General features: G+C 52.7%; 19 protein-coding genes. 7 read left to right on the forward strand and 12 right to left on the reverse strand.

Features of this window, described 5'->3' with window-relative positions:
* The first annotated feature begins 3 nt into the window (after positions 1 to 3).
* Positions 4 to 981 carry a hypothetical protein gene (locus IPM31_03775; protein MBK9006092.1) on the forward strand — a complete coding sequence of 326 codons (978 nt, stop codon included), beginning with the start codon at positions 4 to 6 and terminating at the stop codon, positions 979 to 981.
* A 185-nt stretch (positions 982 to 1,166) separates the two neighbouring features.
* Positions 1,167 to 2,789 (forward strand): serine/threonine protein kinase, encoded by a 1,623-nt coding sequence (locus IPM31_03780; GenBank protein ID MBK9006093.1) that lies wholly within the window; start codon positions 1,167 to 1,169, stop codon positions 2,787 to 2,789.
* A 336-nt stretch (positions 2,790 to 3,125) separates the two neighbouring features.
* On the opposite strand, the gene IPM31_03785 is transcribed toward IPM31_03780, so the two are convergent.
* Positions 3,126 to 4,007: an alpha/beta hydrolase gene (locus IPM31_03785; GenBank protein MBK9006094.1), complete on the reverse strand. Its 882-nt coding sequence runs from the start codon at positions 4,005 to 4,007 to the stop codon at positions 3,126 to 3,128.
* 372 nt (positions 4,008 to 4,379) lie between these two features.
* On the opposite strand from IPM31_03785, the gene IPM31_03790 reads away from it, so the two are divergent.
* Together IPM31_03790 and IPM31_03795 are read left to right on the forward strand one after the other, a co-directional pair.
* Positions 4,380 to 4,643, forward strand: a complete 264-nt coding sequence (locus tag IPM31_03790; protein MBK9006095.1) for an AbrB/MazE/SpoVT family DNA-binding domain-containing protein — start codon at positions 4,380 to 4,382, stop codon at positions 4,641 to 4,643.
* Entirely contained in the window at positions 4,640 to 5,059 is a 420-nt protein-coding gene (locus IPM31_03795) for a putative toxin-antitoxin system toxin component, PIN family (protein MBK9006096.1), read from the forward strand. The genes IPM31_03790 and IPM31_03795 overlap by 4 nt, the downstream gene beginning before the upstream one ends.
* 6 nt (positions 5,060 to 5,065) lie before the next feature.
* Here IPM31_03795 and IPM31_03800 read toward each other — a convergent pair whose 3' ends face one another.
* From IPM31_03800 to IPM31_03810, 3 genes are all read right to left on the reverse strand, one after another.
* Entirely contained in the window at positions 5,066 to 6,589 is a 1,524-nt protein-coding gene (locus IPM31_03800; protein MBK9006097.1) for a M1 family metallopeptidase, read from the reverse strand.
* 150 nt (positions 6,590 to 6,739) lie between these two features.
* The gene (locus IPM31_03805) at positions 6,740 to 8,245 is read right to left on the reverse strand and encodes a M1 family metallopeptidase (protein MBK9006098.1); all 1,506 of its coding nucleotides are present in this window, start codon (positions 8,243 to 8,245) and stop codon (positions 6,740 to 6,742) included.
* Between the two features lie 89 nt (positions 8,246 to 8,334).
* A complete protein-coding gene (locus IPM31_03810; protein ID MBK9006099.1) occupies positions 8,335 to 8,778 on the reverse strand; it encodes an SRPBCC family protein in 444 nt (147 codons plus the stop codon).
* 340 nt (positions 8,779 to 9,118) lie between these two features.
* On the opposite strand from IPM31_03810, the gene IPM31_03815 reads away from it, so the two are divergent.
* The 3 genes from IPM31_03815 to IPM31_03825 are packed head-to-tail and all read left to right on the forward strand — an operon-like array spanning position 9,119 to position 11,024.
* Positions 9,119 to 9,832: a hypothetical protein gene (locus tag IPM31_03815; GenBank protein MBK9006100.1), complete on the forward strand. Its 714-nt coding sequence runs from the start codon at positions 9,119 to 9,121 to the stop codon at positions 9,830 to 9,832.
* 32 nt (positions 9,833 to 9,864) lie between these two features.
* Entirely contained in the window at positions 9,865 to 10,044 is a 180-nt protein-coding gene (locus IPM31_03820) for a hypothetical protein (GenBank protein MBK9006101.1), read from the forward strand.
* A 26-nt stretch (positions 10,045 to 10,070) separates the two neighbouring features.
* A complete protein-coding gene (locus tag IPM31_03825; protein ID MBK9006102.1) occupies positions 10,071 to 11,024 on the forward strand; it encodes a DUF4239 domain-containing protein in 954 nt (317 codons plus the stop codon).
* A 158-nt stretch (positions 11,025 to 11,182) separates the two neighbouring features.
* On the opposite strand, the gene IPM31_03830 is transcribed toward IPM31_03825, so the two are convergent.
* The 8 genes from IPM31_03830 to IPM31_03865 form a co-directional block, all read right to left on the reverse strand.
* Positions 11,183 to 12,007, reverse strand: a complete 825-nt coding sequence (locus IPM31_03830; GenBank protein MBK9006103.1) for a metal ABC transporter permease — start codon at positions 12,005 to 12,007, stop codon at positions 11,183 to 11,185.
* A 128-nt stretch (positions 12,008 to 12,135) separates the two neighbouring features.
* Positions 12,136 to 12,492, reverse strand: a complete 357-nt coding sequence (locus tag IPM31_03835; protein ID MBK9006104.1) for a four helix bundle protein — start codon at positions 12,490 to 12,492, stop codon at positions 12,136 to 12,138.
* Between the two features lie 93 nt (positions 12,493 to 12,585).
* A complete protein-coding gene (locus tag IPM31_03840; protein ID MBK9006105.1) occupies positions 12,586 to 13,383 on the reverse strand; it encodes a metal ABC transporter ATP-binding protein in 798 nt (265 codons plus the stop codon).
* 18 nt (positions 13,384 to 13,401) lie between these two features.
* A complete protein-coding gene (locus tag IPM31_03845) occupies positions 13,402 to 14,334 on the reverse strand; it encodes a zinc ABC transporter substrate-binding protein (GenBank protein ID MBK9006106.1) in 933 nt (310 codons plus the stop codon).
* Positions 14,335 to 14,364: 30 nt separating this feature from the next.
* Positions 14,365 to 16,863, reverse strand: coding sequence for a hypothetical protein (locus IPM31_03850; GenBank protein ID MBK9006107.1), 2,499 nt, complete (start codon positions 16,861 to 16,863; stop codon positions 14,365 to 14,367).
* A gap of 27 nt (positions 16,864 to 16,890) precedes the next feature.
* Positions 16,891 to 17,439, reverse strand: coding sequence for a hypothetical protein (locus IPM31_03855; protein ID MBK9006108.1), 549 nt, complete (start codon positions 17,437 to 17,439; stop codon positions 16,891 to 16,893).
* 174 nt (positions 17,440 to 17,613) lie between these two features.
* On the reverse strand, positions 17,614 to 18,897 hold the full coding sequence (locus tag IPM31_03860; protein ID MBK9006109.1) for a ferredoxin reductase family protein: 1,284 nt from the start codon (positions 18,895 to 18,897) through the stop codon (positions 17,614 to 17,616).
* Positions 18,898 to 19,031: 134 nt separating this feature from the next.
* A complete protein-coding gene (locus tag IPM31_03865) occupies positions 19,032 to 19,442 on the reverse strand; it encodes an STAS domain-containing protein (protein MBK9006110.1) in 411 nt (136 codons plus the stop codon).
* Position 19,443 lies beyond the last annotated feature (1 nt).

Genomic DNA, 19,443 nt, shown 5'->3' on the forward strand with positions numbered 1-19,443 from the left:
GCCATGCAAAAGAATCGGACGCCTATCATCGCCGCCCTGCTCGCCGTGTTAACCGCTTCTCTCGCCTGTGGGTCTGGTCCCGCCACCGACGCGGATGCCACCGTGCAGGCGCTCAACACGCAGATCCTCGAAACCGCCACCGCCGCCGCGCTGGCAGATGTGAACGCGAACGCCGCCGCTGAAACCGCGCGCGCGCAAGCCATCAGCCAATCCAAGCCTGCCGAACTCACCGCCACCGCCCAGGCGTTCGCGCCGCGCCTGTCAGAACTAAGCAAGTATGGCGTCGACCCGGCGGAGGGGCATCTAGGGTGGGTCCATCCTCCCGTCACGCTCGACGCGTCCGGTTTCCGTCAGTTCGAATACATCAACTATTTCATCGGCACGGTTGCCACAGATTTCGTCGTTTCGATGGACATCACGTGGGATATTGTCGGCAGTATCGCCGGGTGCGGGTTCGTCCTGCGCTCAGACGGTAACAGCCTGGCGCTCAATCAATACATGGTCATCATGACGCGCGTGGCAAGCGGGCACGTGCTGTTCGTCACCATGTCGAATGGCGAGGTGGTGAACTACCGCGACATCTACGCCCGCTATACCGATAAAAGTTTCAGTTGGGAGAATCTCGCCACCAACCGTCTGACCGTGGTCGGGCGCGGCAATACGTTCTACATCTACACCAACGACACGCTCATCGGCGAAGTGGACCCAACCCAGCCGCCGAAACTGCCCATCCTGCCGCCGGAGCCGGAGAAGCCCGCCGATGCGAACAACGCCCAGGCAATGCAAGCCTACAAACAAAACAAAGCAGACTACGATAATGTGGTGGATGAGATCAACGCGCAATATGCCCAGCGATTGAACGCTTTCAAGACCTCGGATAAAATTTTCGACCGGGGATTCATTGCCATGGTGGCGTTGAGCGAATCGGGACGCAAAACGCAATGTCAGTTCAACAACGGATGGTTGTATTTGATCGACTAAGGCGGGGCATCGTGTCGTTTGCTTGCCGCGCGCCGCGCAAGCGCAAAGTGAACTTTGCGGTACGGGAACCAGCCCTCCATGGGGGATGGAAGCGGGGCGAATCCCATAAATAATTTGTGTTATCATGAACGCTTCCATTGCAGAATTTTTCTATATAGAGGTATCTTTCATTCGGAGAGAACGAAATGGCAAAGTCATCACTGATCGGTAAAACCATTGGCAAACGTTACGTGATCGAGGAGATGCTTGGGCAGGGCGGCATGTCGGCGGTCTATAAAGCCACCGACCCGAACCTGAAGCGCGTGGTCGCCATCAAGGTCATTCACTCGCATCTTTCCGATAACCCGGATTTTGTCAGGCGGTTCGAGGAGGAAGCCTCGTCTGTGGCGCAGTTGCGTCACCCCGGCATCATTCTCGTGCATGATTTCAACAAAGACGAGGAACTCGACCTGTATTATATGGTGCTCGAGTTCGTGCCGGGCGAAACCATCCAGGACCATCTCAAGCGTCTTAACGACCAGGGGAGAAAATTGTCCGTTTCCAAAGCGATGGAATACATGGCAAGCATCTGCGACGCGGTGGACTACGCCCACCAGCGCGGCATGATCCACCGCGACATCAAGCCTGCCAACCTGATGCTCACCACCTCCGGTCAAGCCATCCTCATGGACTTTGGCATTGCCAAGATCGTCGGCGGCACGCGGCACACCGCCACCGGCGCGGTTGTGGGCACAGCAATGTACATGTCGCCGGAGCAGATCAAAGGCGAACAACCCGACCGCCGCTCGGATATTTATTCGCTCGGCGTGACGTTGTTCGAAATGCTCAGCGGCAAGCCGCCCTTCGACGCCGATTCGGCGATGACGTTGATGATGATGCACATCAACGACCCGGTGCCCAACCCGCAAAAGCTGAACCCGGAGATCCCCGAAGCCTTGGTGGATGTGGTGAATAAGGCGCTCGAGAAAGATCCCGCCAACCGCTACCAAACTGCCGCGCAAATGGCGGCGGCGCTCCGTAATGTGTTGGCGGGTCGCGCCGCGGGACCTGTCCCATCCTCGCGCTCGACGATGGTCGAAGACGCGCCGACCATGGCGAAAAATAAGAAAGCCACATCAGTTGAACCGGTCAGCGCCCCGCGCGGGACGGTGGTCGAAAGCAGTCCGATGCATCAACAAGCGCGCGGCACGATGGTTGAAAGCGCGCCGCAACAGACTCCGTATTCCGCGCCAAGTCAACCCGCGTCAAAACCGAAATCGCGCTCGCTCGTGCCGATCTTCGCCGGCGTGGTCGTTGTGTTTGTCTGTCTTGCGATCGGCGGGTTTTTCCTCTTCAATCAACTCCTCGGCGGAGGTAATGCGACGGAGCCGCCGGTCATCCCGACGAGTACGCAAGCGCCCGCCACCGAAGCGCCGCTGGTCATCGTCGAGTCGCCAACCTTGAGCGTGACCGACACCCCCGCCGCCACCCCAACTGAAGCAATCCCGACGGGACCGTACGTGCGCATCAATTCGATCACGATTAACTCAGACAATTACTATGTTGTGGAATATGAAACGTTTGAATTCACAGAATCATTGCCCGGCATGCACATTCACTTCTTCTTCAACAACGTGCCGGTGGAAAACGCCGGTTCGCCGGGTTCAGGTCCGTGGAAACTCTGGGGGGGTCCGCGACCGTTCGTCTTCTATCGCGTCTCCGATAAGCCCGCCGCCGCAACGCAGTTGTGCGCCCGCGTGGCAAACAGCAACCATTCGCTGAACGGATTCGAAAGCGGCAACTGTGTGGACCTGCCGCCAAGCCCGTAAACAGTGTTGAATGCAAAACGGCGATCATCAGATCGCCGTTTTATTGTTTAGTTATCAGGAGACCCCGAAGGGGTGTTTGAAGGGACAAACAAATTTTATCGGTAATAAGTCAAAACCAATGCTGGACGCTGATAAACGCAGATTTTTCTTCTTTGAATCAGTCCATCTGCGCCTCAAAGTTATATCCGATAAAGTCTACTGCATGTCATCCCTTCGGGAGTGGCAAGCGCGTAAGGCGAGTTATTGACTCACCTACGCAGTTTCAGTACCGCAACTTTCAAGTTGCGCTCGCCACGCCAGGCGTAAGATAAATCTTGCGGTACTGCGTAAGGTGAGTTATTTAATCGCCCGCTTCGTGATCGAGTCGAATAGAAAATCGATCAAATAGTGATTCACCTCATCGGCCGCGTCGAGATGCGCCCAATGCGTGGACTCGGGGAAGAGGATCAAATTCCTGTCGTCGCAATAATCCATGCTCGGGCGCGCGAGGCGATGGCTGAGCGCGAAGTCCTTCATCCCCCACATCATCAACGTGCGGACTTTGACCTGCATATCCGCAGGCATCTTCGGCGGGAATTGAAATGCGGCGCGATACCAATTCAGCATGGAGGTCAACGCGTTGGGCTGCGACCATGCCTCTTTATATTTTTCGAGGTCCGCATCGGTGAATGTGTTTTTCACGGATGAACTGCGCAGACCGCGAGCCATCTCGCGGAAAGCGTTCGCGGACAATATTTTTTCCGCAAGCCATGGCAGTTGAAAGAAGAGCCAATACCACGAGCGACGGATTTGATCGGGGTCGCGCCGCGCAAACCTGCGATACACGGCCGGGTGCGGCGAGTTGAGCACGGCAAGCTTGTGCAACTTTTCGGGATACGTCATGGCAAGCATCCACGCGACGCCCCCGCCCCAGTCATGCCCCACGAGGTTGACTTTGTCGTAGTCCAACACTTTGATCAAGCCGAGCGCATCGTCCACAAGCGTAAAAACGCTGTAGTCTTTCTTATTTTTCGGCTTGTCGCTCAGGTTGTAGCCGCGCTGGTCAGGGATAATCACCCGGCACCCCGCGTTCACCAATGCGGGAATTTGTTTCCTCCACCCATACCAAAACTCAGGAAAGCCGTGTAAAAGGACGACAGGAGTTCCGCTTTTCGGTCCAGCCTGGACGACGTGCAAGCGAATTCCGTTCGTTGGGAGATAACTATGTTCAAGTTCCATTGGGGTTTCGTCTCAATCTTTGGACGGTGATTCGCGCGAAAAATGCGGATGTATTTTTAATCAGCATTCTCAGCGTTTTTTCAGCGTCCCGACTTTTCTACAGCGAGGCGGGCGGGATTGTACCAAAGAATTGCGCGTGAAAGAAAATTCTTAGTGAGAGTTTAGGTCATGCGTAGGTTTCGTAGGGGAGGCATGGAGGAAACGCGCGTTTTCCTCAATACCCTCCCCCAAAATACGCCCGGATCAAATCCGAAATATCCGCGGTGGTACTCTACTGTGCGACGATCATGATTAAGTGGTTCGATCTTGCCATCCTTCACCTGATGAAATCAAAACCATGATACAATCTTACTAGTAAGAAAAGGAGAAAACATGGACAGCGTAGCCACCACTCGTATGTCATCCAAAGGACAAGTTGTGATTCCCGAATCCATTCGCAAGCGGCTCGATCTAAGAGAGGGCGCGCAGTTCCTCGTTGTAGGCGAGGAAGATGTTGTCATTCTAAAAATGGTCGCTCCGCCTGATATGAATGAATTCAATGCTCTTATCAAACAAGCGCGTCAACAAGCAAAAGAAGCGGGGTTGAAACCAAAAGACATTACATCTGCCATTGCTAAAGCAAGAGCCCGTAAATGAGGATCGCTTTGGACAAAGTTGTGATGGACACCAACGTGTTCGTCTCAGCAGTCTTCTTCAGCGGACCTCCCTTTCAAATCCTCAACACATGGCAATCGGGTAAGTTTGAATTAGCCGTTTCGCAGGAAATTCTGGATGAATATCGGCGGGTTGGAGAAGTTTTGGCGGAAGAATACTCCAATATCGGCTTGAAGCCGATGCTCAACTTTGTCATTGACCATGCAAAAGTTTATAAGCCTGCAAAACTCAATGGGCCTGTTTGCGAGGATCCGGACGATGATAAGTTTTTCGCCTGCGCCCTGGCAAGCGAGAGCAAGATCATCATCAGCGGGGATAAGCATTTGTTGAAGGTTTCAGGTTATGAAGGAATTGAAGTGTTGAAACCGCGCGAATTTGTAGACAGATACTTGAGTTGAATTCCCTCAATACCCTCCCCTAAAATACGCCCGGATCAGATCCGAAATATCGGCAGTGGTGTTCTGCCTCGCGACCGCGAAAAAATCATACGCAGTGGCGCGACCACGCCCATAGCGCGAGGCGTAATCGCGCAGGAATGCGAAGAACGCGTCGTCTCCCATGCGATAGTTCAACGCTTCCAAAAAGTTCGCGCCGTTGAGATAACTCGCGTTGACATAGGCGCGGAAGGTCGGCGCTTCGTAGATACTCGCATCCACATAGCCCGATGGACCGAAATAATTTACGCGCCACTGCCACCACCAATCGTACGAGTTGGGATAGATATGCTCATAGAACAGCGCCTCGCTATACACCGACAGCGCCTCATCCAGCCACGGCTCGGTGGCAGAATCATTCCCCACCAACCCATACCACCATTGATGCGCGATCTCATGCACGCCGATCGCCACCAGATTACTGCGCGCCGAACCGTCGTATTCGTTGTAAAACTTCGTCGCTAAAAACACCAAGCCATCGAACTCCTGCCCGTCGTTCAAGTCAGCCTGCACAATGCTAAGACTGCCATACGGATACGGACCGAACAGCGACTCGAACAACCCCACCGCACGCACCGCCGCATTCAGGATGGCAAGCCCCTCCGTTTCGTAACCGGGATAATAATACGCGCGGATCACCGCCGCCCCTGCGGCGGCTTCCACGAACCGGAACTGGTCGCTCGCCGACAGCGCGAACGTCCGCGCGCCGAAGAGGCGATAGCGAGTCCATTCATTGTTCGGCTCTCCCACTCCGCCGGTGGCAAACGAGAGCGCTCCATCCGTTGCGCGGACGTTGACTTCAAAATCTGCCGCATCTTGGACAAGATGTTCGCCGAGATAATAATCGTCATGCAACACCCAGCCGTTGCTATACGGCACGACGAACGGGAGCCAATCCGTCAAATTGACCTGATCCACATCATAGCCATATGGATGATCCTTCACCTTGGCGGGTATCGAAACATGGAAGCGCATGGCTAACGCGATTTGCGTCCCCGGCGCCAGAGGTTGCGGCAAATAGACTATGAGTCGATGACCATTCAAATCATAATTCAAAGCATTGCCGTTGAGCAGTATATTCTCGAGATTAAAACCGCCGTGATGATTCGGCTCGACCGCCATCACCAGTTCGTTGAGCGTCACTCCCGTTTGATTCGTGTATCGGATCGTTTCATCCACCGCGAGTTGATGTCCGTAATAATCGAGCAAGGCAAACAATGTGTATTGAGTCCGCGCTGAGGTTGGGGGCGAGGTTGGCTGTGGCAGGGATGTTGCAGTGAAAGCCAACGTCGGAGGCGGCGTGTTCGTCGGCGGTTCGGGCGTGAAAGACGGCGTCAACGTCACCGGTTGGAAAGGCGTGGGGGTTGGCGACGCGCCCGGGTCCTGGGTAACAACCGCAAGCGTGGGAGGAAGCGCCTGTCCCCTTTGAGGCAGATTGCAGGAGGAGAGAAAAAATAAAAGGAGGAGAAAATTAAATCGAAGTGGAATTTTCATAAAAATATATTACATCCCTGCTTTGGTGGTCGAGTAGGGCGGATGCTTCTCCGCCCGTATCGAGACCACCAGTTAACAAAAGCATATTTGTTACTTGCTGGTTTCGATATTTCCTGCGACGAGCATCGCGGGACTACTCAACCAGCGGAGTTAGTATGTATTTTTAAAATACTTCGCCATCAGGTCAGATAGATCCGCCGAGGTATGCTCGCGCAGGACGCGGAAGAAATCGGCGCCCGTCGCGCGCTTGCCTGCGTATTGAGCGTAATAATCTTTGAGGAACGCGAAGAAAATTTCATCGCCGACGCGCTCGCGCAACTCTTGAAAAAATCGCGCGCCTGTTAAATAGACTTTATCCCAATACGGCCTTTGCCCGCCGCCATCATACACTTGCGTATCCACAAAGCCCGCTTGTTGAAATTCAAAATAACGATAACTCTGCCACGATGCAACCAGATCGGGGTAGAGCGCTTCGTAATACATACGCTCGCTGTAGGTGGCAAGCGCCTCGTCCAGCCACGGCTCGATGCCCTGATCGTTTGCCACCGCGTCGAACCACCATTGATGCGCGGTCTCGTGCGCGCCGATCGCCACGAGGTAATTCACAGGCGTGCCATCGTACAAATTAAAATAATCGCGGCTGATGAAATAGAACGCAGAATATTCCATGCCGTCGTTGAAATCGCCTTGCACTGCCGTCATCGTTTTGTGACGATATGGTCCGAACTTTTCAGTGAACACTTGCAACGCCTGCGCGGTCGCTTGCAATAACGCTTCGCCCTCTTCATCGTAAAACGCGAAATAATACGCGAAGACTTTCACATCGCCGACGGTCTGCGTGGCGACTTTATAATCGGTGCTCATGGATAGGGCAAACGTGCGCCCCGCGTCCAACTCGAACTTGCGGCTGGTCGCTAACCCTGATGCCACCTCCGCCCCCGACGAGGCGATCTGCGGAGTCGTCCCATCGGTGAATGTGACTGTCACATCGAAGTCCGCCACATCATACACAAGATGCTCGCCATAGAACCAGGGGTTGTGCAATATCCATCCTTCGCCTGCTTGATACGGCACAATGAACGGATACCAATCCACAAAGTTGACTTGCCTGTCCGAGTACCCATAAATCTGCGGGCGGACTTCGTTCGGGTTGCTGTACGCCTGCATCTGCGGGAGGATCAGGCTGTAGGTCATCGCGAGGGTGAGTGATCCGCTTGGAGGCAACGGCTGAGGCAGGACAATTTCCAGCCGCTGGTTGAGCGGTTCGAGCGTGTAATTAAGAATCGGCAAGCCATCCGCAGAAAGGGATCGGAGGGTGAATCCGCCGCTCCATAAATTGGGTTCAACAGCCAGCACAAGATTCGTGAGCGTTTCGCCGGTCCAGTTGGGATAGGTGATGGTCTGGTTCACCTCCGCCGCTTTGGACGAGTAATTCATCCGCAAGTCAATCGTATATCGCGGACGCTCCAATTCAGGCGCGAGGGTAGGGAAGGCGGTTGGGGTTTCAGTTGGAAGCGCGGTTTCAGAAGGAGGAATGGTTGCGGATGGAGATTGTGTTTCGGTGGGGAGAGGAGGAGGGGTTGAGGGGAAACAAGAAGTGACGAGTAAACAGTAGAAAGTGGAAAGTAGAATGCGCGTTGCGATGGGTTTGGACATGGGGAGTATTTTAACCGATTGAAAGTTCCCTTTTAACGATAAAACCTCCCGCAATGTTTCCTGGCGGGAGGTTCTTGCATCAATTCATCTTATCCTTCAATCTGTTTTTTCATGTTTTGCATGGTGGTTTCCAAACCTGACATCATTTGCTTCTTCATCATATCTTCCATACCGGGGACGTTGGGCATTCCCGCGGGAACGAGCGTCGCGTCCATTTGCAGGGTGAGCCTTGTATTGTTGCCATCTGCTTCGAAGAGGTACGTGTTGGTCACATCTGAGGCGGGAGGCGCGGCAAAGGTCTTTACGCCAAATTTCTTGTTCGGCTCAAACGCGACAACTTCGTTTGTTGTGGTGTTTTTATGCCCCATGGAGGTGGTCTCGATCTTGTACTTCGTCCCCAACTTGACAGGTCCGTCCACTTCGACGCCGGTGATGTAGGCGCTCAATTTCTTCTGTTTGTCGAGATTGGTGATGTATTCAAAAACTTTCTCGACGGGCTTGCTAATGGTCACGCTGGTTTCGATGGTTGGCATGGGATACTCCTTTGGGTGGGGAATGAGGGTGGGAGGATTAAATCAATGAAAGGCTCTGTTTTACCCAAGTTATAGCTCTCACGCAATCACTAGCTGAGCGAAATAATCATAAATCGCTCAGTTTATTTGACACGAACGCATCCGCTTTTTGAAGCAAGATTACCAGGTTGACAGCGTAATCAAGTCAAATACGCCTATACAAATCCGTGTGTGCGTAACCAACCGCAACCTGCGAAAATTATTAACAAATGGATAGGACTATGGTACTATCGAATAGTTATTGGGCAAGGCGTTGTAGCCTCTCCCAAAATAATTCCTTTATTGGGCTGGAATAAAATTTATGAAACACGAATCGAAAAAAAGAAATGGGAAACAACTTGGTCAAAACGGCCTTTTATGGAATGCTACTATCATAGCAGGGATAATTGTGGTAGTTATTCTTTTGCTTTCTTCGTTAGTTTCATTCTTTAATAATACCCACTTTACCCCAACGCCTTCAATAGAAGCAAGTTCTACACAGAATGCCACCAACACCGCATCCCCGACCACAGTAATAACATTATCTGCCGAGTCTCCACAAAGCCAAACACCTACAATCACGATTACGCCTATCGTAGAACCTTCTTCAACTTCATCACCCGTAATAATTTTCCCTTCACTATTTCCATCACCTGTAAAAAATGCAGTTGGGACTAATTTACCCGACAAATTCAAGATCGGACCTTGGCATGACGACTACATCATTTGTGATCCGAGACAAGAAGTTTATACAGTCCGTATTTATGGCGTTGAAATAGCCCATGGAACTTTTCCATATAAATTTACGTTTTGGCAAATGAACAACATGATAGAACCTTTCACTGACACAGAAGACTCAAGTGAAAAATACGTGGAATTCGATCAAGAAACACCAGTTGTCGTTAGTAAGGGATCGTATATTCATGTTATCATGACATTCCAGCGAGAAAACGGAACTTTGGTTACCTGGATTGATGATCTTTATTACCCCAGGCCGGAATTTACCCCTGGCTGCCCACAATACATCAGCCAGTAAGTATATTAACAAATCGACAAAGGAGATATAAAATGTTTAAGCCTTTTCAGAAATCTGTTTTACTTACCGCATTGGTTGTTGTACCAATGTTATTAACTAACATAATCTTTTCAGCAACACAAACCACCCAAGGCAGCAATGGACTCATAGCCATTGGCTCTATTTGGGCAAGTTCAATTATTTATCTTTTAAGTGCCAAGTCAAAAATTTAAGCAGTCAGTAAAGCAAGTTGAAACTCTTGAAAAACCAAATGAGGCAACAAAAGAATGGCAATGCGCCACAATTCAAATCACTGTATTTGATTCCGCTTGCAATTCTTGTAGCGAAAATTTTAGATATTGGATTTCAATATTTCGGTATTGAATTTACTTCACCGCCGGATGGAGCAAATTGGTTTGTTTCAAATTTCATTGAATGGTTTGGCGTTCTTTATGGCATCCTTCTTCCACTAATACTAGTTCGCGTTTGGGAGCAACTTGACGATATCGACAGAGAGTTCGACAGAGAAGCAGACGCGGTTAGAATTCTATATGAGGACTTGTCTTATTTAAAAGAAGAAGGTTCGGCAACCGGGCAGAATATTTCGTTGTTACTCAAAAGTTATGTGGAACATGTTATCAAAAACTATCCGAAAGAGATAAAAACTCAGGAAAGTCTAGTTAGAAGTACAACACCTGAAAGAACTGCGGGGGACGAAATATTGATAGAAATCAGAGAGCAATTTAGACAACTAATGCATTCAAACATGATGAACAACAAGCTACTAGAATTTCTCGTGCCAGAATTGTTTGAAAGACTTAAAGAAATAACTGACATTCGAGGTGATAGAATTTCTCTCGCAAGCCAACGGCTTTTTGACAGCCTACGTATCGTAGCTTTGATTACATCAATTTTATTCGTTATACCTTTCTACTTTGCAGTTTTTACCAGCAAAACCGGGGTGTTAGATATCATCTTAATCATTGGCGTGACATTACTCGTGATATTTATTTATATGATAATCGAGGATTTGGATGAACCTTTTCATGGCACATGGAAAGTTAGCGACGATTCATGGAAAAACCTATTAAACGACATCAACGCCAATCAACGCAAATCTATGGTTGCAGACCCTCACATGAAAAGTTTATTAACCATCTATGGTGAAAAGCCACTCCCTCGAAGCCGCCCAAAAAATTTAAAAAAACGATGATGTCTAGAAAAAATATTTAACGTCTATTAGAGTAACATAAATTGATTTACTGTAGTAACGACTTCAGTCGCTTATTTGCGGCAAGTAAGCGACCGAAGTCGTTACTACAACGTGAGGCAAATATGGTTAATAGGAACAATAAATTTTCTTTGAATTAATTACCTTTTCACCCTCCTCCACCCAAACACAACCACAAAAAGCATCGTCGCTGTAAGGACAATCGCCGCGCCTGAAGCGATACTCAAGTAATAGGAAAGATACAGCCCGATCACCCCAGAAAGCGACGCGAAGATCGCGGCGAGAAGCATCATCTTTGGCAAACGATTCGTGAGCAAATACGCCGTCGCGGCGGGGGTGACGAGCATGGCGACCATGAGGGCGACTCCGACCGTTTGAAGCGAGACGGCGACGGTGACGGCGATCAGCACGAGCAGAAGGTTGTTGAGCAAGTCCACTGGGAGGCGGAGCGTGGCGGCAAGGATGGGGTCAAACGACAGCGTGGTGAATTCCTTGTAGAAGGCGAAAATGATGAAGAGGACGATCCCGCCGAAGAGGAGAATCAGCCACAAACTTTGAGCCGAAACGGACAGCACGTCGCCAAATAGGAAGTGACTCAAATCCACGGCGTAACTGCGGACAGTGGAAATGAGCGCGATGCCGAGCGCGAACATGCCGGCGAAAATAATTCCAATGGCGGTGTCTTCTTTGATCTGAGAGTTTTTGCTGATCGCGCCGATTCCCAGCGACGCGACGACGGCTGTGCCAAGCGCCCACCAAAACAGCGGTTCACGCGCGCCGCCGCTGACGAGATAACCAAGCGCGATGCCGGGCAAAATGGTGTGAGCCAGCGCGTCGCCAAAGAACGCCATGCCGCGTAACACGACAAACGTGCCAACCACCGCGCAGATGATCCCAACCAGCACGGCGGCGATCATTCCGCGCTGCATAAATTCGTAAGAGAGAGGGGTAAGGAGGAAAGACATTCGATTTACGATTTACGATTTACGATTTTGGATTTACGATTTACGATTGATTTTGTAGATTGCGAGACCGTAGTAACGACTTCAGTCGTTCTGATGAAAAGCAGGTAACGAGGCGTGAAGGATTAATTTTACGGTTTGCGGTTGCGGAGGGTCTTGAGGGAGGCGACGGTCATGGCTAAGATTTCGTCGGTCTCTTTGTGGATGCTGGCAAGTTGCTCTTCAGGAGCAAGTCCCGCTTCAACAAGGATTTCAAGCCAGTATTCGGTCTCATCGGCTTCTTCTTCGACGATCTTCATCTTATTGATCATATCAGGCGTGGATTTGGCTCGACACGCGGCGCGGTAGTTCGCTCCGACGGAAGTACCCGAGCGGATAACCTGCCTTGCAACGACATCTGCCGCGCGCGAATTTGGAAGTTTGTCCATTTGTTTGATGATCGCCACAGCTAACTTCTTCGTCCGTGCCTTGAACATTTTCTCATCCATGGTGAACTCCTTTTGAAATATCATCAGTCAAGATAATCCTGGAAAACAACTACGCCATGAAACAATCGTAAATCGGCAATCGTAAATCGTAAATTATGCGTGTTCGTCGTCGCAACAATCATCCAAAGTTAATACATTTCCATTATCTGTAGATCGTAAGCGCCCGCCATAAGCTTTAATGAGATTATTCGTTTGCATCACATCTTGCGGAACGCCAAACGCAACGATGCGATGATTGAGCAATAGGATTCGATCAAAATGACTCGCGGCTTGGTCGAGGTCGTGCGTGGCGACCATCACGGTGACCTTATCCTGTTTGAGGCGGTCGAGCAGATTCAAAATTCCCTCCTGCGAGGGCGTGTCCAAGCCGGTGAGGGGTTCATCCATCAACATCAGTTCGGATTCTTGCGCGATGGCGCGGGCGATGAACATGCGTTGTTGCTGTCCGCCGGAGAGTTGGCTGATCTGGCGCGAGGCGAGGTTTTGAATCTCCACCGTTTCGAGCGCGTGATTCACAAAGTCCCAATCTTTTTTGCGGGGCCAGTTGAACGGACCGAGTTTCGCCGAGCGTCCCATCATCACCACATCGGCGACCGTGACAGGGAAATTCCAGTCCACTTGCGAGCGCTGGGGAATGTAGCCGATGCACACATGCTTATCGGGGTGTGACCCATAGATGTTCACATCGCCGGAAGACGGTTGCAAAACTCCGGCGATCACTTTGATGAGCGTGCTTTTCCCCGCGCCGTTCGGTCCCACAATGGCGACGCGCTCGCCTTCGTGCAGATGGAACGTGAGATTTTCGAGAGCATTCCTTCCATTGTAGCGGACGGTGAGATGCGACACATCGAGGATGGGTTGGTTGGTTTGGTGTGGCGAGTTTGGATACATGGGGAAACGTGTTACAACTTACGGGTTACGCTTGAGAGCGGCGACAATTTGCGTTACATTGTATTCCATAAGGTCAATATAGGTTGCGGCAGGCGCGCCATCGGTCAGCGATTCAAGATGCAGATTAGCGACGACTCGGACGCCAGTTTCGTCGGCGATTTGTTCCGCGAGCGCGGGGTTATCGCCGGCATCCAGAAAAATCGCGGGCGCATTACTTGCTTTGACCTGGTCGATCAACGCCGCCATCTGTTGCGCGGACGGCGACGCGCCCGAACTGAAACTTTCCAGCACAGACCCGACGACCGTAAAACCATAGCGTTCCGCAAAGTAACCGAGCGATTCGTGATTCGTGATCAGCAACCTTCGCTCGGCGGGGATTTGATTCACCTGTTCGACGATCCATGCGTCGAGGGTCTGCAATTCAGCGACATAGGCGTCCGCGTTGGATTTGAATTCCGCCGCGCCGGCAGGGTCGAAGTGCGTCAATCCTTCGCGGATGTTTTCCACACAAACGATGATGTTGTTCGGGTCGAGCCAGATATGAGGATCGAATCCGCCCAGGTCGAGATCGGCGCGTTTGCTCACACCCGCGCCGGCGGACACAAATTCCGCGTTGCCGCCTGCGGTGAGAAGCAACGGTTCCAGAAAAGTTTCGTACGTTTTATAGTCGAACAGGATGAGCAGTTTCGCATCGGCGACTTTCGTCACATCTTGCGGCGTGTATTGATAGGAATGCGGATCCGCGCCGATGGGGAGGATGGATTCGATGCGGACACGTTCGCCCGCCACGCGTTGCGCGATGTCGGCAAGCATGGAGGTGGTGGCAAACGCCTCAAGTTGCGACCCGGTGGAGGCGGGCGAAACAGCCTCACTGGGGGATGAGGCGGGGCTTCCTCCGCAGGCAGAGAGCGCCGTCAAAAAAATAGTTATGATGAAAAAATAGCGAGGCATGGAACGTCTCCCAAAAAATAACGGCGCGCGCTACGGCGCGAGCCACATTGCGCCGAAACCTGGCTGGTCGAGGTCTGTGATTTGCCCGGTGTGGATGTCGATCAATTGCAGTTGCGGTTCGGACGATTCCGAATCGATGAATTCTACGTCGTACAACAGTTGGCTCCCATCCGGCGACCAGGCAAGACTGCCGTATGCCCGGCTGGGCAAAGCAGTGAGGGCGCGCGCTTCGCTCCCATCCGAGCGCATCAGCCAGATCTGGTTGCCGCGCTCGTCGGCGAGGTTGCGGCGGATCAGCGCGATCCAGTTGCCGTCCGGCGACCAGTCGGCGAAGAGAATCTCATGATCGGTATCCGGGCTGAGGTTGCGCGTTGTGTCGGAAGCCAGCCGGTACACGAATACTTGCGGAACAACTTGCTGGTCGTCTTTGATGATCGCATCGAGATACAAAATCGCATCGCCGCCCGGCGCCCATTCTGCGGCATAGGAATATAAACTTTCCACCAGGCGGCTTTCGCCGGTCTTGGTGTTGTATAGCCGCAAACCGCCGGCGGCGGAATAACTCAGCCACGCGCCATCCGGCGACCAACGCGGAGCCGAGCCGGGGAAGTTCATCGTTTTGAACAACGGCTTGTTTTCTCCGGAGCGCAGGTCCATCCATCGCGGGCTGATCGATATGTTCTTGCCATCCGGATAGTTGAGGTATTCGTAGACGATCTCGTTGCCATCGGGAGAAAAGGCCGGACGCGAGCAGAGCGCTTGCATACAATCGATTAATTTTGTTCGTTCGCGCTCCCTCAGGTTTACCAGCCAGAGACTGTTTTCGAGTTTTTCTGTGCGGGTGGTGTAGAGCGCTTGCGAACCGTCTGGTGAAAGCGCGTATCCCGCCACGTTGTCGCGTTCGCCGCTTAACAGAATCGTCCCGTTGGGAGATGTGACGAATAATTGTTGGATATCCTCTTCCCCTCCCGAAAGATACAGGATGTGCGCTTCGTTTCCCCCAGTGGAGCCTGCTCTCGCCGCCTCGAGTTCATCCTCAAACCAGGCATACGCGCCGGCGGTCAATGCCGCGCCGAGGGCAAAGACCACTACGGCGCTCACCACCGGCAAGACCGGCGTAATGCGGTCGAACGCGCCGAAACGGTCGAACAGGCGGCGGCTGTTCACCATGACCAAGCCGATGACGATCAACACCAGGGCAAGCCCCAGGCTGAACGATACGATCAACGCCAACCCAAGCAGGATGCGGTTGATGGCGATCGCCACCAAAAGGATGGCAATCGCATCGGGGCATGGAACCAACCCGCCGCTGACGCCCAACGCGATCAGCGACCGCCACGTGATGGTCTCCGGCACATCATGCGAATGGAGTTTGCCGTCGCCATGATGGTGCAAGCCGGCGGCAGGGGCTTGAATGGTGATCGCGCCCGAAACTTTCCTTGTGGATACCGGCGATAGCGAAACCTTCCGCGTGAGAGGGGCGGGCTTTTTCCTCCAAGCCCGATAGCGTTGCAACAAAAGATACAATCCCAACCCGAGGATCAACAAGCCGGAGAGCAGTTCGAGGAGCGGGATGAATACGGTGGGCAAAAAATATTGCGAGACGGCTAACGTGACAACGCCGAGCAATAACACGGAGCCGGTGTGGGTCAGCGTCACCACCGTCCCAAGCACAACCGCATGCCAGGACGTGCCGCGCGAACCGACGAGATACGCCGCCACGATCGTCTTGCCGTGACCGGGCGTGAGCGCGTGCAGGGCGCCCAACACCAGCGAGATGGCGAGCGCCAGAAAATAAAACGATGTGGAAACTTCCTGCTTGCGAATCAGGTCCAGCAGAACTTCGCGCGAGTTGGCATCCGAAAGACTGGGGGGGGCGTTTTCGGCAGGCTGAAAAGTAGACTCTTGAGACGCGGATGGAATCGATGGCAGGCCGGAATCCCATTCTGCCCATAACGATGTTTCGCCCGCTGGCTGTTTCCCCGGCGGGAGGAACGTCACTGCGATGCGGTTGCCCTCCTGCAACGGGGTGGGAAATTTCAGTTCGTCTTGCGCGGCGATGAAATACCAATTGGTCGATTTCGCCGGTTCCAGCATGTTCAACAGAACCAGTTCGAACGATTCATCGGGGCGCGCCGCCCAGGTTGCGGAGAAATGCAACGCGATCGTTTCCGCGCCGGATTGAAACGCCTCCAGGCTCGACGGGAAGGCTGAATCCTCCAGGTGGAGAGGCAGGCTCACCCCGTCGATAGAAGCGGAAAGAAATCGCGCTGTGGCTTGCGCCCAAGTTTGTTTTTCCTGTTGGCTGAGGGCGTTGTCTTTGTCTATATCCACTTGATGCCAGGCATAGGCAACCAACAACAGACCGGGGTTCACCTCCCAATCGACAGAAAGTTTTTTCGCTGTCACCTCCGCGCGGATCACGTGAGTGTACCCATCGGCGGGATGCGCATACGCGATTTCGGCGCGCGTCGTCAGGATTGCCAGCAGGGCAAGCAGGACGAGGATTCGGTTTTTATTTTTCCGCATGGATGGTTCGCGCCCGGAAAAAGTTCATCAGCCTTCGAGGTCAATGCTTTCGCCCGGCAGGATTTCTTTTTTGAGCAGGCAATAGACCCCGGTGAACAATTCATTTTCGCCGCCCGTGGCGATGGCGCGTCGTATCGGAAGGACGTGGACAACCTCCCAGCCATCCAGCCCGATATTGTCGAGCGCGGGGACTTCGTATCCCTTGCTGAACGGGTCCTCGCCCATCAGCGCGTTCGACGGCAGGTGTACCATTTTATAGCGATAGACTTTTCCGCCCTGCGACAGGCGCTTCTTCGCCGATTCGATACGGGTTCGGCGTTCAGCCTGTTGCTCCGACTCGATCTGGCGTTTCATCTTCATCGCTGGCGGCGAGGCGAGGATCTCATTTGCCACCTCGAGCATTTCCTCGTCGTCGCCCATCGTAACCAAGATGAGGAATTCGTAACCGCGCTGGTCGCCGAGTTCGATCAGACCTTCGGCAGATTCGAGGCGCGTCAGCCATTCGTCATCCTCGGTCATCAGTTCGTAGAGGGTTTCGCGGTCGCCCATTTTTACGAGATCGTCAATTTGCGTCATGGTTTCCTCCGGGGAATATAAAAACCCCCCGGAAACAACCCCACATTGATAGGATGCGCGCAGTTAAACCTATTGCGCCGTGGTTGCGTTGCGGCGGCAGTACAACTGCCCGCCAACTGCGTAAGTTCTGATGTATTCACTCACCTTACGCAGTTAACCCGTAACGCGAGTGAATTACCTGAAATTGAATTCTTCATAATGGATATTTTCGGGCGGCACACCCAGCTCGATGAATTTCTTCTCGAACGCCTGCGTCATGGGGAGCGGTCCGCACAGGTAGACGTGATGCCCGCTGACGTTTCCGCCCGCATTCGCCGCAATTTCTTCGATGGTCAACGATCCCATTGTAGACGAGAAACGGATACGCGGCTTCAGGCGCGGGTTTATCTTCGCCGCCGCTTCGATCTCCTCTTTAAAAATGGCTTCCTCGGGATGACGCACCGTGAAGTAAAAATCGACGTCGCGGTGAAGATCGCCGTTCATATCGCGGATGAATGAGAGGAATGGCGTCACGCCAATGCCGCCGCCGATCCAGATCTGCTTTTGCCCGCCGGTCTTATAGTCGAACATGCCATGCGCGCCCTCCACGATGGCATCCGCGCCGGGTTTGAGTTCATGGAACAAGGCGCGGGTGAAGTCTCCGGAGGCTTTGATGGTGAGACGCAACACATCCTCGCCGGGCGCGCTGGAGATGGTGAATGGATGCGACTCGTTCAGGTTCTTCTCATTGGGGAAACGCGCGAAGAGAAATTGTCCCGCCCGCTGGCGTTGAATCGGATTCTTTTTGGGGCGCAGAATCACTTCGGTGGTCGAACCGTTCGGATGATTCACCGCCTCCACCGTGTATGGGATATATTTTTTGAACCACCCGCCAAACACTTCCGTGTACAGATACGACACCGCGCCGATCACGAAAAAGATTTGCACATAGTTGATGGCAATGAACGCATCCAGCGGATGACTGATGGTCAGCGAGTGGAAGAAAGCAAGAATAAAGAAAATGCCGACATATTTTTTGAGGTTCTTCCAGCCCTCGTAGGTGCCGCCCGTGATCTTGTTCAAAAACGGGACGCGCGGCGCAAGACTGACCAGCGCGATGGAAACGATCCCTGTGAAAGCGATCACACCCAGATAGTTGCCCAACGCCCAGCCGCTCAACGAGATGGGCACGGTCAACACATGGACAAAGATCAACAGCAGGGCGGCGGTCGAAGTGTGGCGATGCGTCACATACATCTTGTCCAGCCCGCCGAAATATTTTTCCGCCCACTTGGGGCGCGTGGAGAGGAACAACGACACCGACATCAACACAATGTTGACCGAGCCGATGATTTCACCGGCGTACTGACGGATGAAATTCTCCTGTCCATTATCGTCAGGCGGAAATACCAGCCAGACGATCACTGTGAGAAGAATCAGAAAGATCACGAACCAGTTGCCAAGAGTTCCGCGCTTCATTCGACGCTCCCGAAATTACAAGTTGATCATGCCGAGCCCGAACGCGCGCGCGGCTGGCGGTGAATTCCATACCGCATGGGAATATTTCCCGTTAAATCAAAACGACGTGGGAACTTCCACATCGCTTGTATTGCCTAGAACGACTTCACAGCCTCGTCGAGGCTTTTATGGATCTCGAACACATTATCGAACCCGACCATCTCCAAAACGCTTGTGATCTGTTCAATGGGGTTCAACAATTTGATATGTTGCTGTTTGCCGGCTTCCCTGGTCTTTCCCATCGAGCGATATGCCGACCAGCCCGCCTCGGTATCCGGCAATGGCTCGCCGCGCACCATCAGCGCAATGCTGTGGATTGCCACCAAACCCGCGCTCGAGATATACGTTAGACTGCTCATATCCACCAAAAAATCACGGGCGCCGGCAGCGTACAACTCCTTCGCCTTGTCGATCACCTGCTGAAAATTCTGACCATCCACCTCGCCGCTCAACCCCACGATGGTCACTTCCACACGGCTCGTTTGTTTCGAAACGACGATCTCCATG

This window comes from Candidatus Defluviilinea gracilis, from assembly GCA_016716235.1.
GTDB classification, from domain to species: domain Bacteria; phylum Chloroflexota; class Anaerolineae; order Anaerolineales; family Villigracilaceae; genus Defluviilinea; species Defluviilinea gracilis.

Bases quoted from the DNA above. Each gene is read 5' to 3' on its own strand.
- IPM31_03830 (MBK9006103.1), bottom strand. From the start codon at position 12,007: ATGTCTTTCCTCCTTACCCCTCTCTCTTACGAATTTATGCAGCGCGGA.
- IPM31_03775 (MBK9006092.1), top strand. From the start codon at position 4: ATGCAAAAGAATCGGACGCCTATCATCGCCGCCCTGCTCGCCGTGTTA.
- IPM31_03820 (MBK9006101.1), top strand. From the start codon at position 9,865: ATGTTTAAGCCTTTTCAGAAATCTGTTTTACTTACCGCATTGGTTGTT.
- IPM31_03850 (MBK9006107.1), bottom strand. From the start codon at position 16,863: ATGCGGAAAAATAAAAACCGAATCCTCGTCCTGCTTGCCCTGCTGGCA.
- IPM31_03805 (MBK9006098.1), bottom strand. From the start codon at position 8,245: ATGTCCAAACCCATCGCAACGCGCATTCTACTTTCCACTTTCTACTGT.
- IPM31_03860 (MBK9006109.1), bottom strand. From the start codon at position 18,897: ATGAAGCGCGGAACTCTTGGCAACTGGTTCGTGATCTTTCTGATTCTT.
- IPM31_03840 (MBK9006105.1), bottom strand. From the start codon at position 13,383: ATGTATCCAAACTCGCCACACCAAACCAACCAACCCATCCTCGATGTG.
- IPM31_03815 (MBK9006100.1), top strand. From the start codon at position 9,119: ATGAAACACGAATCGAAAAAAAGAAATGGGAAACAACTTGGTCAAAAC.
- IPM31_03855 (MBK9006108.1), bottom strand. From the start codon at position 17,439: ATGACGCAAATTGACGATCTCGTAAAAATGGGCGACCGCGAAACCCTC.
- IPM31_03795 (MBK9006096.1), top strand. From the start codon at position 4,640: ATGAGGATCGCTTTGGACAAAGTTGTGATGGACACCAACGTGTTCGTC.
- IPM31_03865 (MBK9006110.1), bottom strand. From the start codon at position 19,442: ATGGAGATCGTCGTTTCGAAACAAACGAGCCGTGTGGAAGTGACCATC.
- IPM31_03780 (MBK9006093.1), top strand. From the start codon at position 1,167: ATGGCAAAGTCATCACTGATCGGTAAAACCATTGGCAAACGTTACGTG.
- IPM31_03810 (MBK9006099.1), bottom strand. From the start codon at position 8,778: ATGCCAACCATCGAAACCAGCGTGACCATTAGCAAGCCCGTCGAGAAA.
- IPM31_03785 (MBK9006094.1), bottom strand. From the start codon at position 4,007: ATGGAACTTGAACATAGTTATCTCCCAACGAACGGAATTCGCTTGCAC.
- IPM31_03800 (MBK9006097.1), bottom strand. From the start codon at position 6,589: ATGAAAATTCCACTTCGATTTAATTTTCTCCTCCTTTTATTTTTTCTC.
- IPM31_03790 (MBK9006095.1), top strand. From the start codon at position 4,380: ATGGACAGCGTAGCCACCACTCGTATGTCATCCAAAGGACAAGTTGTG.
- IPM31_03845 (MBK9006106.1), bottom strand. From the start codon at position 14,334: ATGCCTCGCTATTTTTTCATCATAACTATTTTTTTGACGGCGCTCTCT.
- IPM31_03835 (MBK9006104.1), bottom strand. From the start codon at position 12,492: ATGGATGAGAAAATGTTCAAGGCACGGACGAAGAAGTTAGCTGTGGCG.